Source organism: Globicatella sulfidifaciens DSM 15739 (genome assembly GCF_900167405.1).
GTDB lineage: Bacteria > Bacillota > Bacilli > Lactobacillales > Aerococcaceae > Globicatella > Globicatella sulfidifaciens.
Genome location: NZ_FUWO01000004.1, coordinates 129,549 through 143,782, shown reverse-complemented (window position 1 = coordinate 143,782; position 14,234 = coordinate 129,549). Strand labels below are relative to the sequence as shown.

Annotated in this window: 13 protein-coding genes; all 13 read right to left on the bottom strand. The window is 36.4% G+C overall.

Annotation, left to right across the window (positions count from 1 at the left end):
• Positions 1-123: 123 nt before the first annotated feature.
• The 13 genes from acpS to rimI all read right to left on the bottom strand — a co-directional run bounded on the left by acpS (position 124) and on the right by rimI (position 14,232).
• Positions 124-510 carry a holo-ACP synthase gene (acpS, locus tag B5D12_RS03645; protein ID WP_078755528.1) on the bottom strand — a complete coding sequence of 129 codons (387 nt, stop codon included), beginning with the start codon at positions 508-510 and terminating at the stop codon, positions 124-126.
• Positions 511-526: 16 nt separating this feature from the next.
• Positions 527-2,143 carry a degradosome RNA helicase CshA gene (locus tag B5D12_RS03640; RefSeq protein ID WP_078755527.1) on the bottom strand — a complete coding sequence of 539 codons (1,617 nt, stop codon included), beginning with the start codon at positions 2,141-2,143 and terminating at the stop codon, positions 527-529.
• 572 nt (positions 2,144-2,715) lie between these two features.
• Positions 2,716-4,131, bottom strand: coding sequence for a UDP-N-acetylmuramoyl-tripeptide--D-alanyl-D-alanine ligase (locus tag B5D12_RS03635; RefSeq protein ID WP_078755526.1), 1,416 nt, complete (start codon positions 4,129-4,131; stop codon positions 2,716-2,718).
• Positions 4,132-4,143: 12 nt separating this feature from the next.
• Complete coding sequence (locus B5D12_RS03630) at positions 4,144-5,232, bottom strand: D-alanine--D-alanine ligase family protein (protein ID WP_078755525.1); 1,089 nt, start codon at positions 5,230-5,232, stop codon at positions 4,144-4,146.
• 20 nt (positions 5,233-5,252) lie between these two features.
• Positions 5,253-6,002 carry a hypothetical protein gene (locus B5D12_RS03625; RefSeq protein WP_078755524.1) on the bottom strand — a complete coding sequence of 250 codons (750 nt, stop codon included), beginning with the start codon at positions 6,000-6,002 and terminating at the stop codon, positions 5,253-5,255.
• Between the two features lie 245 nt (positions 6,003-6,247).
• A complete protein-coding gene (locus B5D12_RS03620) occupies positions 6,248-6,802 on the bottom strand; it encodes a LemA family protein (RefSeq protein WP_071408057.1) in 555 nt (184 codons plus the stop codon).
• Positions 6,803-6,897: 95 nt separating this feature from the next.
• A complete protein-coding gene (locus B5D12_RS03615; protein ID WP_078755523.1) occupies positions 6,898-7,809 on the bottom strand; it encodes an ABC transporter ATP-binding protein in 912 nt (303 codons plus the stop codon).
• Positions 7,802-8,860, bottom strand: coding sequence for an ABC transporter ATP-binding protein (locus B5D12_RS03610; RefSeq protein WP_078755522.1), 1,059 nt, complete (start codon positions 8,858-8,860; stop codon positions 7,802-7,804). The genes B5D12_RS03615 and B5D12_RS03610 overlap by 8 nt, the downstream gene beginning before the upstream one ends.
• 11 nt (positions 8,861-8,871) lie before the next feature.
• Positions 8,872-9,795: an ABC transporter permease gene (locus tag B5D12_RS03605; RefSeq protein WP_078755521.1), complete on the bottom strand. Its 924-nt coding sequence runs from the start codon at positions 9,793-9,795 to the stop codon at positions 8,872-8,874.
• Between the two features lie 2 nt (positions 9,796-9,797).
• Entirely contained in the window at positions 9,798-10,724 is a 927-nt protein-coding gene (locus B5D12_RS03600; RefSeq protein WP_078755520.1) for an ABC transporter permease, read from the bottom strand.
• 254 nt (positions 10,725-10,978) lie between these two features.
• Positions 10,979-12,592, bottom strand: coding sequence for a peptide ABC transporter substrate-binding protein (locus tag B5D12_RS03595; protein WP_078755519.1), 1,614 nt, complete (start codon positions 12,590-12,592; stop codon positions 10,979-10,981).
• Between the two features lie 166 nt (positions 12,593-12,758).
• Positions 12,759-13,769 (bottom strand): tRNA (adenosine(37)-N6)-threonylcarbamoyltransferase complex transferase subunit TsaD, encoded by a 1,011-nt coding sequence (gene tsaD, locus B5D12_RS03590; protein WP_078755518.1) that lies wholly within the window; start codon positions 13,767-13,769, stop codon positions 12,759-12,761.
• On the bottom strand, positions 13,753-14,232 hold the full coding sequence (rimI, locus tag B5D12_RS03585) for a ribosomal protein S18-alanine N-acetyltransferase (RefSeq protein ID WP_143412031.1): 480 nt from the start codon (positions 14,230-14,232) through the stop codon (positions 13,753-13,755). The genes tsaD and rimI overlap by 17 nt, the downstream gene beginning before the upstream one ends.
• Positions 14,233-14,234 lie beyond the last annotated feature (2 nt).

The following is a 14,234-nucleotide window of genomic DNA, read 5'->3' as shown; positions in this document are numbered from 1 at the left end:
TTGGTCCTAAACAACGATAGAACCAGAACATAAAATGACATCTACAAAGAAAAAACCGTACATTACTCTTACGATTGAGCATGTACGGTTTAATCACACTGTTATTACGGACACTAAATAAAATTAATTGAGAAAAGATGTTATTTGTGAATTAATAACAAAATCTGGTAAATCAATGACCACAGTCGCTGTCGCATAGGCTTTTGAATGGCTAATCGACACAATTACACTTTCTACTATCGGACCTTCCACCACTTTAGGCGCCCCTATTTCATTGGGGAGTACAACAATGTCGGTAAATTTTATTTTACCAATACCTGTACCTAATGCTTTTGCATAAGCCTCCTTCACACAGAAACGACCGGCCAAAAACTCATACTGACGATGCTCTTTCATATCCCGAAATAAAGCTAATTCTTTTTCTGATAATATTTTAGTTGGAAATTGTGCATTACGTTCAACCGCTGCTGCTATTCTTTCAATTTCCACAATATCCGTTCCTAGACGCATTTAAAATAACTCCATTTTAATCTTTTTTCATCATTTTAAAATCTTTATTGATATTCACTTTTTTTGAAGACTTGTTGCTTTTACCTTGGTCTTTACTACGTGTGTTTTTATCAAATTTTTGATTTTTCTTTTTATCTTTACGTTTAAAATCTTGGTCACGTTCTTGACGACGGTCACGATTGCGTCCGCCATCACGGCTTTCTCCACCATATTTACCTCCATCGCGACGACTACCACCGTCACGACGACGATTATCTCTTCTACCACCACGACCTTTATTACCCGATTTATAACCTTTTTTATGCTGAGCATTTGGTAATGGTCTTTGTGGTGAGATTTGCACTTCAATATTACTATTATCGTTAATAATCGACCCTAATAATGCAGCGACTAAGTCATTGGCCTGGTAATGTTCTAATAATAATTTTGCGGTGTTACGGTATTGTTGCGGAGTACCTTCTTCTAAAATTTCATTAACTTGATCAATTAACTGTTGAACTTGTCCCCATTGTGCCTCTTGGACGGTCGGTGGTTTCATTGGTGTCATTGATTTTCGAGTTAATGTTTCAATCGTTCTTAAATAAGGCATCTCATTTTGCGTTACAAAAGTAATCGAAGCACCTTCATTCCCTGCACGACCGGTACGACCGATACGATGAACATAACTTTCAGGGTCTTGGGTGATATCGTAGTTATAGACATGCGTTACTCCAGAAATATCTAAACCACGTGCCGCCACGTCCGTTGCTACTAATAGTTCGATTTCCCCATTACGGAACTGATTAATAACCATGGTACGTTTTTGTTGCGTAATATCACCATGAATTAATTCCGCATTAAATCCTCTTAAAGATAACCCCCGTCCCACTTCATCAACACGTTTTTTAGTACGACAGAAGACAATCGCTTGTTTTGGTGATTGTACATCTAATAAACGAGTTAGCACGTCAAACTTTTCATCATCACGACATTTAATAAAGAATTGTTCAATTAAGTCAGCGGTAATTTGTTTGGTTTCAATTTTAATATGTGCCGGATTTTTTAAGAATTGATCGGCTAAATGACGAATTTCTTTTGGCATGGTTGCAGAAAATAGTAATGTTTGTCGCGTTTCGGGGGTCGTCTCAATAATGGCACGAATGTCGTCAATAAAGCCCATATTCAACATTTCATCCGCTTCATCCAATACTAATGTTTGTAACTCATCTAATTTTAAAGCTTTACGACGGATCAAGTCTAAAATACGTCCTGGTGTCCCAACTACTATTTGAGGGGCATTTCGTTTTAAACGATTAATTTGATTCCCAATTGGGGCTCCGCCATAAACAACATAGACACGTGCTCTTTGCTCTTTGCCTAAACGGAATAATTCTTCTTGTACTTGAATCGCTAATTCACGCGTCGGTGCAATAACTAAACCTTGAACCGATTGGGTTTGACTATTTAATTTATTCAACATTGGTAAACCAAAAGCCGCTGTTTTACCAGTTCCGGTTTGAGCTTGACCAATTAAGTCTTTTCCTTCTAAAGCCACAGGCACTGCTTGTTGTTGAATCGGAGTCGGTTCTTCAAAACCTAACTCCTCAAGTGAGGTTACTAATAATGGTGATAAATTTAATTCTGAAAATTTCAATATCTTCTTCCTTTTCTTGTCTTTAAGACTTTTTATTTAACATAGCTTACCCGTGATACCTATCTTTTATTGTATCGAGCAAGAGATGTTATGGTGGGTAAGTTACAAATAAAAAAACCGCTTGGCGTAGAAATAGCAAAATGCGCTAGGTGCCATGCGGGTCAAACTTCCATAGAACGATTGACTTAATGATACATCGTTAACTTTCCATTGCTTAGATTAACACAAATACGATTGATAAACAAGCTATTTATGTTTTAGCTGCTGAAAATTTGAAAACAAACTAATTCAAATAGGTAATGATTCATTATTTAGAAGCCCGTAATGTCTTCTTCTTTTCAGAAAATTAGCTTTTAACAGAGTAAAAAATTGGAATTTTCATACGGAGGTAAGGCAATCCTTGATTCATTCAGTCAAACTATTGCTCGGTAATAGTAAGCGCATTGGTTAACTAGCATCAAGCAGTGTCTTAAAGACTAATGTGAGGATAATTACTCCACTGGGCAACGGGCTGATTAGACATATAGAAAGTCGTCTGATTATCAACTTCTAGCCCACTCCCATGTAATTCTTTATTTTCTTAACATATTATGTGTTTCGTGGCCAGTTAAAGCGGTGACGACTTTTAATAAATCCACCCCTAAACTCGATTTAACTAACACGACATCTTCCGGTTGAATATCACGTTGTAATAATGCAATTAACTCATCGTGATCCGATTCAACATAATATAATGACTCTTGACTATACTCCGTTACTAACTCATTATATAAAGCTTTCATTTCCGTTCCAAATAAGTAGACACGGGCAATCTTATCTGGATCAATCGCCTCTTTAATACTTCGATGCAAATTAGCACTTTCAGGACCTAACTCTCTAACATCCCCTAAAACCGCTATTTTACGGCCAGTATGTTCCACAGGAACCGTTGATAAAGTTTTCAAAATGGCTTTCATTGAAGTTGGACTTGCATTATAGGCGTCATTTAATAAATCTGCCCCATTTAAAGTCTTAATCCATTCTAAACGATGGGCCGTTAATTCAAATTGAGCCAATTGAAAAATGGCTTGTTCCATTGGGATTTCTAAATGTTTGGCAATGGTTAAAGCAATCAACGCATTCGATACATTATAAGCGCCAATAACAGGTATCGTACTCACAATATTAGAATCGACATTTGTTTTAAAGAACGTTTTATTTTGTTCCTCAACTAAATCGTAAGCATAAACATCATAAGAACTATCGAAACCAAAGCTACTGATTTGAATGGTTAGCCCTTTTTCATCTAATAATTCGCTTATTAATGGTTCATTGCCTGGATAGACGAATAATCCATCCGGTTTTAACCCGTTTAAAATTTCCATCTTAGCTTGGGCAATCCCTTTGCGTGATCCTAAAAATTCTAAGTGACTTTCGCCAATTAAAGTAATGGCCGCAATATTCGGTTCTGCTATTTTGCTTAACACTTCAATCTCGCCAAAGCCACTCATTCCCATTTCAGTTACACAGACTTGCGTATCCTCTGGCATTTTTAGCAAAGTATACGGAACACCGATTTCATTATTGTAATTTCCTTGCGTTTTATGAACTCGATATTTAGCTGATAATGTTGAAGCGGTCATATCTTTAGTGGTGGTCTTCCCGTTACTACCAGTAATACCAATCACGATGGGATTGATGACCTGACGATAATAATGAGATAAATCCTGTAATGCTTTTAATGTATCATCTACTAAAATAATCGCAATCCGATCACTTGGCGCAGCCGATTCCTCTTTAGACCAAAATGTTGCTACAGCACCCATTTCAATCGCTTTTTCTACATAATCATGACCATCGGTTGCTCCTTGCAATGGCACAAATAATGATCCCGGGGTAATTTTTCTAGAATCAAATTCGACATTAGAAATCGAAATTGTGCGATCTTTTGCTGTGTAATCAATCGCATGAACGTGTTTTACAACGTCCATTAATTTTATCGGTTTCATCTTGTACCTCCACTAAAATCTGTCAGCAGTCAACGCTTTTTTTGCTTCAAAATGACGTAACCCTAACTGAATCAACTCTTCAACTAGGTCACGAGTACCTAGTCCTGTTCCTTGCCATAGCACTGGATACATACTATATGGCGTAAAACCTGGCATGGTATTAATTTCATTGATATAAATATCGTTATTGGCCGTTACAAAAAAGTCGCAACGAGATAATCCACGCCCGTCAATTGCACGATACGCTAATAAAGCATACTCTTGAATTTTTTCGGCAACCGCTTCAGGTAATTCAGCTGGAATTTGCATTGAAACACTATTGTTTAAATATTTATTATCATAATCATAAAAACTTTGTTCTTTTACTAGTTTCCCGACCACACTCACATGAGCATCGGCATTACCTAAAATCGCTACTTCCACTTCATCGGCATTAATTCCTTGTTCAACTACAATTCTAAAATCGTATTTTAAAGCTAATTCAACCGCATTAGCTAATTCTTCAACATTTTCAACTTTACTAATTCCTACACTTGACCCCATATTGGCTGGTTTGACAAACATTGGATATAGCAAGCTACCTTCACATTTATTAATCAGCTCATCCTTTGAATTGAGCCATGCTTGACGGTCAAATGCTTCAAATGGTACTTGCGGAATACCTACTTGGCTAAAAATATACTTACTAATTGTTTTATCCATGCCAGCTGCACTAGCTGTGACGCCTGCGCCAACATAAGGCATGTTTAACACTTCTAAAAACCCTTGAATAGTACCATCTTCTCCATTTGGTCCATGAAGCGCCGGAAAGACAATGGTGTCTTCCTCATAAATTGAACCTGGCTGAATCACTATACCTGTTGAAGCCGTATCAGCTTTTTGCGACCATTGAGCTATTTCAGCGGCTTCTAAAATGAGTTCGCCTGAAGTGCTAGGCGCTTCAGTTAGGGGGGCTCCTTTAATCCAAACCCCATCACGTCGAATAAAAATAGGTTGGACGTCGTAATAGTTATACATAATTTGTTGGGCAATATTGTGTGCTGAAATGACTGAAATATCATGTTCAGCACTTTGACCTCCATATAGTAAAATTATTTTCATATTTTCCTCCAAATGCATGACTAGTTAGAATTAAGTTCTACTTGCCAAATTTTTTCTTGATAATTGTACACCAATTGACCGACTTGATCCGTCTGACTTTGATTAGAAGTTAAAAGTGTTAATTCATCTTCAATGATAAATAACGGTACAAACCACTGGCCAGCCGTATCATAGGCTTGAGCAAAGTCAATTTTCAATCCTTTCGTGAATAGTGGTGCTATTTGTTCTACAATGGCTTCCGGAACCGGCTTAGCGATTTCTTTCTTCTTAAAAAAGAAAGAGCGTCCTTCATTTAATAAAATTTGCATCTGCTCTTGTAACACTCTTTGAAATCGCAAATTAAAATGTTGGGAATAACGATAATAGGTTTTTATTAAGCCGTTCGGCAAAGTTAGAAACGCATAATTATTTTGTAATTTATAAAAAAAAGCTGATCTTAAGGTTTGATTTGCATGGAATAAATATAATATTTCTGCAATCTCATTAGGAGTTAATTGGTGCATCATACTGACACTTTCAAAATCCATCCAATTAGACACACGCACTTTTTCTTTGCGACAATAATTCAAGTATTCTAAAACTTCTGGTTTCCCTCTTAATATCTTAAAGTTGGTTCTCACATCATATTTTCCAAAATTAGAAGGCGCTTCTGCCAATATCATATTATTGGGTACGTATTTTGCATCAAAATCCGTCGGCATCAAATTAATTCCCCGTGTCATGATATGACTCGTTACCGAATCATAATGTACATACAAATTAATTCTCATTTTTTGCCCCCCTTCTGGTTTTTTACCATAATATACAATCACCCTATATTCTACTCTCTTTTTTTATAAAGTTAAAGTATAATTCAATAATAAATCACTAAATTAACACAAAAAAGGAGAGGAAAGATGGCAAACTTCATTTTGAAATTTGTTCTCTTTTCACCTCTCCTATTTTAGGGGTCCAAATCGACACACTAAAATAAAACATCATGGTATCCATCCATTATTGGAATTGAAGATTTGCTTTAAAACTCTACTTTTGGTGCTACACGAGCTTCTTCTGGTGTTTCTAAGAACACTTTCTTAGTAAAGCCATGAACACCCGCAACGATATTGTTAGGAATCGTTTCAATCTTAGTATTATATTGATTAATGCTAGAGTTATATAACATTCTAGCTTTAGCAATTTTATCTTCTGTATCGGTTAAGCTACGTTGCAATTCAACGAAATTAGTATTTGCCTTTAAATCCGGATAAGATTCGGCTACTGCTAATAAACGAGACAAAGCACCTGTTAAAGCATTTGAGGCCGCATTAATTTGTTCGGGTGACGCATTCGCGACATCGATTAATTGTTGACGGGCTTTGATTACGGAGTCTAAAGTTTCTTTTTCATGAGCCGCATATCCTTTGACTGTTTCGACTAAATTAGGGATTAAGTCATTGCGTCGTTGTAACTGCACATCGACTTGACTAAAACTTTCTTCAGCCCAGTTTCTTGTTTTAATTAAATTATTATAAATTCCAACCCAAGCTAAGGCAATTAAAACTAAAATTCCTAGTATGATTAAAAATGGCATGGTACATCAACCTTTCTTTTTTCGTATATCTTAATTATACTTAATCTCTTTGAAAAAGTCGATTGAAAACACTAAACAGAAGATGTTAACAACCTTTATTTAGTCCACGCTTGCAATTGTTCTGCGTCTGCATAGACAAAATGTTCTGGGGATATTTCATATTTTCTTACATCTCCAGTCGGTTCTTGATGCTGATAAGGAACCCGTTGACGAACACTTTCACTAATCGGATCTGGTTGAGGAACTGCTGATAATAAGGATTTCGTATAAGGATGAATAGGATTTTGATAAATTTCAGTAGCTGGCCCTACTTCAAGTATTTTTCCTGCATACATCACCGCAATTCGGTCGCTAATATATTTTACCATTGATAAATCATGGGCAATAAATAAATAGGTTAATTGACGTTCTTTTTGTAATTTTTTCAATAAGTTAACGACTTGCGCTTGAATCGAAACATCTAGTGCTGAAATAGGTTCATCCGCGATAATGAATTTGGGTTGCAACGCTAAAGCTCGCGCAATACCAATACGTTGTCTTTGACCTCCTGAAAATTCATGAGCATAACGATTTTGATGTTCTTTATTTAACCCTACCGCTTCTAATAATTCGCCAATTCGATTACGACGTTCAGCTTTGTTTTTATAAAGTCCATGAATATCAAAACCTTCACTAATAATTTCGCCAGCGGTCATACGCGGATTTAAGGAAGCATAAGGATCTTGGAAAATCATTTGTAGTTGACGGGCCAAATCTTTTTTATCTTTAGCACTTTGCTTACCACTGACGACTTTCCCGTCGAAAGTAATCGTGCCCCCCGTAATATCATACAGTCCAATTATCGAGCGTCCCGTTGTAGATTTACCACAACCAGACTCTCCTACAAGGCCTAGTGTTTCGCCTTCATAAACTTCGAATGAAATACCATCAACGGCCTTAATCGGTTGTTGACTGTTTCCAAAATATTGTTTGAAATCTTTTACTTCTAAAAGTACTTTCTTACTCATTTGTAACGCCTCCTTCTTTTAAGTATCGTTGAATTCTTTTCTGAATCATTTCTGGTACTTCGATTTTAGGTGCCCCTTCAGCCATTAACCAAGATTTAACGAAATGGTTCTCATTGACTTTAAACATTGGGGGCTCTTTTTCATAATCAATCCTCATTGCATAGCGATTACGTGGAGCAAAAGCATCCCCTTTAGGAGGATTTATTAAATTCGGTGGCGAACCTGGGATAGTATAAAGTTCTTGGGCATCATCATTTTCCAAATCAGGCATTGAACCTAGTAGTCCCCAAGTATAGGGATGTTTAGGATTATAAAAAATTTCATTGACGGTACCGTACTCTATAATTTGGCCCGCATACATCACCGCTACCTTATCGGCAACATTCGCCACTACACCTAAGTCATGCGTAATAAAGATAATCGAATTGCCATTTTTTTGTTGAATCTCTTTCATTAATTCTAATATTTGTGCTTGAATCGTTACATCTAATGCCGTAGTAGGTTCATCAGCAATTAACAATTTAGGTTCAGCTGCTAAGGCGATCGCGATGACTACCCGTTGTCTCATTCCACCTGAAAATTCATGAGGGTATTGTTCATAACGACGCTCTGGAAATGGAATTCCGACTTCTTTTAATAACTCAATCGAACGCGCTTTGGCTTGTGCTTTAGAGATATTTTTTTTATGTCGTAAAATGACTTCAGCAATTTGTTTGCCAACTTTCATTGTTGGGTTTAAAGCGGTCATCGGATCTTGGAAAATCATCGCAATATCTTTCCCACGGATATCGCTCATTTGATTTTCAGTTAATTTCAATAAATCTTGTCCATCAAACAAAATTTCTCCTGCATCATAATGTCCAGGCGGCTGTGGAATCAAACGCATAATCGCATTACAAGCCACGGATTTTCCTGAACCTGATTCTCCTACAATGGCTAAAGTTTCTCCGTTTTCTAAAGAAAAATTAACTCCACGAACGGCTTGAACACGACCCGCAAAAGTTTTAAAACTAATACGCAAATCATTTACTTGTAATAATTTCTCCGTCATATTAGTCACCTCTACTTTCTAAGTTTTGGATCGAGTGCATCACGTAAACCGTCACCGACCGCATTAAATGCAAAAATTGTTAATGATATTAATAATGCTGGAAATATCAAACGCCAAGGTGCCGTCATAATGGCTTCATTTCCTTCTGAAGCCATCGTTCCCCAACTAGCCATTGGCGGCGTCACCCCAAGACCTAAATAACTAAGAAATGATTCCGTAAAGATTGCTGAAGGAATCGATAGTGTCATCGTGACAATAATCGCTCCCATCGCATTTGGAATCAAATGTTTTAGTATTAAATGAGTGGTATTCGCCCCTAATGTACGAGCTGCTAAAACATATTCCTGGTTCTTGATAGATAAAACTTCTCCACGAACAATGCGCGCCATTCGTACCCAACCAGTTATCGAAAGGGCCACTATCATCGGCATTAACCCCTTATCCATCACAACTAATAATAAAATAACAATCAATAAATAAGGAACAGCCGTTAAAATATCAGCAATACGCATCATAATATTATCGACACGTCCACCTACAATCCCGGCAATACAGCCCCATAATACTCCGATAATTAAGTCAATAGCAGCAGCTGCTAATCCAATAAATAAGGAAATACGTGCTCCAACCCAAATCCGGACAAAAATATCTCGCCCTAAGTTATCAGTACCAAACCAATGGGTCGCATTGGGTGGCATATTATAATTTTTGGTTTGTTGACTAAAACTAAATGATGACACCATTGGCACAAAAATCGCCATTAAGGCCACTACAATTAATAACCCAACCCCAAACATCGCTAGTTTATTACGACTAAAAGTATGAAAGACTTCGCCCCAAAACGATACCGTTTTATTACTTAAAATATCAGTTTGATCTTCAGAAATCCCTACTATTTCAAAATCTTTGGGATTTATTTTTTCTTCATGAGTCATTATTATTCAGCTCCTTCCAACTTAATTCGTGGATCAACCATTACATAAATGATATCCACAATTAAGACCGCGAATAATAATAGAATAGAATAGAAAACAGTGGTTCCCATAATCATCGTATAATCACGGTTATTAATACTAGTAACAAAGTGTTTACCGAGTCCAGGTATCGCAAAAATATTTTCAACAATAAAACTCCCCGTTACCACGCCGGCAGTTAAAGGGCCTAAGTATGTAATAACAGGTAATAATGCATTGCGCAGTGAATGCTTGAAGACCACATTCCATTTTCTTAATCCTTTTGCTCGAGCTAATTTTACATATTCAGATGTATTTTGTTCCAGCATACTAGATCGGACCATTTTGGCCACATTTCCCATGTAACTTAAAGCCATCGCAAATGAAGGCATGATGGTATAACTAAATCCTTTCCAACCACTTAAAGGGAACAATCCCAATTTCAATCCTAAAAAATATTGCATTAATCCTGCTAAAATAAATGAAGGAATTGAAATTCCTAAGACAGCAATTATAGTTGAAATATAATCACCTAATTTATTATGGTACATAGCAGAAATGACCCCTAATAAAACCCCAAAACCGACTGCTAAAAAGAGTGCCTGGGCCCCTAAGGCTAATGAGATAGGAAATGACTTAAAAATCATATCGTTAGTCGAACGACCTTTATACTTCATAGACTCACCAAAATCAAATTTTAAAATGTTTAATAAATAATCTTTGTATTGCACATACCATGGATTATCTAAGCCATAGGTTTCATTTAATTGTTTTTCAATCGCAGGCGTTAGTGCTCTTTCACTCGCAAAAGGACTACCGGGTGCAATTCTCATTAAGAAAAACGTTAGTGTTATAATGAAAAAAAGTGCAATCAGTATATAAACGATTCTCTTAAAGATATACTTTTTCATCTAATATTCCTCCTTATATTATCAAAAGTTTGCGCCACTGTTTAATAAAGCAACACGAAATGGGCGTGGGCAAGAAGTAGAAAACCGACTGATTTTCGCTTCGTATGCCCACCCCCGCACAGTATGGAGTAGGAATCAAACAAGACAGAAAAATACCGTTTCACGCCATTCACCCACTGCGCAATGATATAACGATATAAAACTGGACAGAAATTATAAAGTTTCTGCCCAGTCTCAAGTCATTCCGTTATATTTTATTCAACTACGACATTTTTCAAATCAATATTACCTAATGCATCAGGTTCCATATTTTTAATGTTGTCTTTCTTAACTGATAAGTTAGTGTAGTAATACAATGGGATAACTGGCATTTCTTCAATCATGACAGCTTCAGCTTGTTTTAATAGTTCTGTACGTTTATCAAGATCCGTTTCTAACTCAGCTTCTTTTAACAATTTAGTGTATTCTTCATTAGACCAACCAGTATCATTATTACCATTGTCTACTGAATCATACATACCTAAGAATGAAGAAGCGTCGTTGTAGTCTGCAATCCAACCTAAACGTCCAATTTGATAATCTAAAGCGGATAATTTATCTAAGTAAACTTGCCATTCAGAGTTATCAATTTCAGCGTTAATGCCTAAATTACTTGCCCAACCTTCTTGGATATATTGCGCAATTGTTGAATGCGCTTCTGATGTATTAATTGAAATTTTTACAGTTAATTCACTAGGATCTTGTAATCCTAATTCTTCTAATCCTTTTGCTAAATATTCTTTAGCTTGTTCAAAATCAGCATCTTTGAAGTAACCACGGTCTTCTTCAAAACCAGCAATAGTTTGTGGAACATAACCTAATGCTGGTTCTTGTTCACCTTTAGTAATATTGTCTACTAAACCTTGACGGTCAATTGCTAGAGCTAAAGCTTTACGAATATTCACATTAGACATTACTTCATCGGTTGTATTAATTTTGTACCAATAAATAGCAGCATAGTCAGAGATATCTAAGGATTCGTCTGCTTTATAAGTATCAATCGCATCTAATGAAACACTATTATAAGGTGATCCTAAGTAATCTAATTCCCCTGCTTGATACATAGCATTAGCAGTCGCTTCAGATTCCACCATTTGGACATTGACAGTTTCTAATGATACATTGGCTGCATCCCAGTAATTTTCATTCTTAGTTAATACATAGTCACTAGAGTGATTCCATTCAGATAAGACGAATGGTCCGTTAGTTACGTAATCTTCTCCCGCTTCCATTGCCCAATCAGGGTTCGCTTCTACTACTGCTTGATTAACTGGCATAAAGGTATAGTGCGCAATTAATTCAGGGAAATAGGCTACTGGAGCATTTAATTTAACTTCTAAAGTCGTATCATCTAGTGCTTTAACACCGACAGCATCCGCTTCGCCTTCTCCCGTATTATAAGCTTCCCCTCCTTCAATCACATAAAGTAAGTTCGCATATTCTGATAAAGTTTCCGGATTTAAAACACGTTTCCATGCAAATTCAAAATCACTTGCTTTCACTGGATCACCATTTGACCATGTTAAGCCTTCACGTAATTTGAACGTATAAGTTAAGCCGTCTTCGCTTACTTCCCAAGACTCAGCCGCTGCTGGTACTGGTTGATTGTCTTCGATAGCTGTTAAACCTTCAAAGACGTTTTTAACAATCGCACCTGACGTACTATCAGTTGCAATCCCAGGGTCAACAGTAGGTGGCTCAGATGTCGTTGATAAGATTAAGGTTTGTTCTGCTTGAGCGCCAACTTTGGCTACGAATAATGGAGACATTGCGTTAAATGATAATAGTGCCGTACCTAAAACGGCTGCTTTTTTAAAGAATTTTCTCATTAATGTTTCCTCCTATTTGGTGTTTATGATAGTTTCATTAAAGATTTCCTCTTTAAATGAGATAATACACTAAATAAAATTAAAAATCAACATTATTTTTAATTAATTTTTAATTCTTTAAAAATGAAACCCTGAAACAAATAAAATGTTTCAGGGTTTCATTAAATTACGATAAATCTAAACTAGGTTGAGCATTGAAATCTAAACTACCCATTTGTTGTTGTAGATACATTTGAAAAGCAGCAGCCCCAATCATAGCGGCATTGTCACCACACAAAGATAATGAAGGAATCAATACTTCGATTGGATCTAAGGTTGCCACTAATTCTTTTCTTAATCCGGAGTTAGCTGCCACCCCACCAGCTAAGATAAATTGCTTAACTGAAGGATATTTCGCCACTGCTTTCGCCGCTTTAGTCGTTAGAACTTCAATAACTGCTGTTTGGAAACTAGTCGCTAAATCTTCTTTCACAATTGTCTCACCACGTTGTTGAGCATTATGAACGAGATTCATAATAGCACTTTTCATGCCACTAAAACTAAAATCAAGATTATCTTCATGAATCATCGCTCTAGGAACTGGATAGGTTGCTTGTCCTGTTTGTGCTAATTGATCTAAGTATTTTCCAGCTGGATAAGGTAAGTCTAATATCCGCCCTACTTTATCATAAGCTTCTCCAACCGCATCATCTTGTGTCTCGCCAATAACTTCAAACTGGTTATGGTTTTCCATGTAAACGAGTTCAGTATGACCGCCACTTGCGATTAAGGCTAATAATGGGAATTGTAATTGATTTTCTAATTGACATGCATAAATATGCCCTGCCAAATGGTTAACTTCAATTAATGGTTTATCATGAACGAAGGCTAATGTTTTAGCAGCAGTAATGCCAATCAGTAAAGCCCCAACTAGTCCTGGACCTTTGGTGACGGCAATCGCATCAATCTCATCTATTGACACTTGTGCTTTTTTTAATGCCAGTTGATAAATTTGAGTGATTTGTTCAACATGATGACGACTGGCTACTTCTGGTACGACACCACCAAATCGCATATGTGATTTAATTTGCGAAGCCACAATATTGCTGCGTATAATCGAACCATTTTCAATGACGGCAACACTTGTTTCGTCACAACTTGACTCAAATGCTAAAATGAGATTATTCTTTTGACTCATCTTGATCTCCTTTCGTCAAATTTTTTTGGAAAATATAAGCATCCTCCATGGGATTTTGATAATAATTCTTGCGCTTAATTAATAAATCGAAGCCGGTTTTTTGATATAAATGAATTGCCGAATGATTACTCGCTCGTACTTCTAAAAAGATATTTTTTACTTGACGTTGACTTAATTGGTTTAATACAAAGACGAGTAATTCAGTTGCTAACCCTTGTTGTCGAAAGGTCTTATCAATGTAGACCATATTGATCGACGCTTCATCTAAAATATGATGCAAAGCGACATAACCTAATAATTTGTCTTGATTAACCAAACAATAATATTCACTATGTTCATTATTAAAATCCATTAACGTTTGGGCTTCATTCCACCCAAAATGTCGATTAGCTTCGATAATTTGTTCTTTTATTGGCGACATCATTAGTTTTCCTTTTATCGGTACAACATGGTACTCTATCAATC

Excerpts from the sequence above, each read along its gene's own strand:
- acpS (WP_078755528.1), bottom strand. The coding sequence starts at position 510 with ATGCGTCTAGGAACGGATATTGTGGAAATTGAAAGAATAGCAGCAGCG.
- B5D12_RS03635 (WP_078755526.1), bottom strand. The coding sequence starts at position 4,131 with ATGAAACCGATAAAATTAATGGACGTTGTAAAACACGTTCATGCGATT.
- B5D12_RS03630 (WP_078755525.1), bottom strand. The coding sequence starts at position 5,232 with ATGAAAATAATTTTACTATATGGAGGTCAAAGTGCTGAACATGATATT.
- B5D12_RS03625 (WP_078755524.1), bottom strand. The coding sequence starts at position 6,002 with ATGAGAATTAATTTGTATGTACATTATGATTCGGTAACGAGTCATATC.
- B5D12_RS03620 (WP_071408057.1), bottom strand. The coding sequence starts at position 6,802 with ATGCCATTTTTAATCATACTAGGAATTTTAGTTTTAATTGCCTTAGCT.
- B5D12_RS03615 (WP_078755523.1), bottom strand. The coding sequence starts at position 7,809 with ATGAGTAAGAAAGTACTTTTAGAAGTAAAAGATTTCAAACAATATTTT.
- B5D12_RS03610 (WP_078755522.1), bottom strand. The coding sequence starts at position 8,860 with ATGACGGAGAAATTATTACAAGTAAATGATTTGCGTATTAGTTTTAAA.
- B5D12_RS03605 (WP_078755521.1), bottom strand. The coding sequence starts at position 9,795 with ATGACTCATGAAGAAAAAATAAATCCCAAAGATTTTGAAATAGTAGGG.
- B5D12_RS03600 (WP_078755520.1), bottom strand. The coding sequence starts at position 10,724 with ATGAAAAAGTATATCTTTAAGAGAATCGTTTATATACTGATTGCACTT.
- B5D12_RS03595 (WP_078755519.1), bottom strand. The coding sequence starts at position 12,592 with ATGAGAAAATTCTTTAAAAAAGCAGCCGTTTTAGGTACGGCACTATTA.
- tsaD (WP_078755518.1), bottom strand. The coding sequence starts at position 13,769 with ATGAGTCAAAAGAATAATCTCATTTTAGCATTTGAGTCAAGTTGTGAC.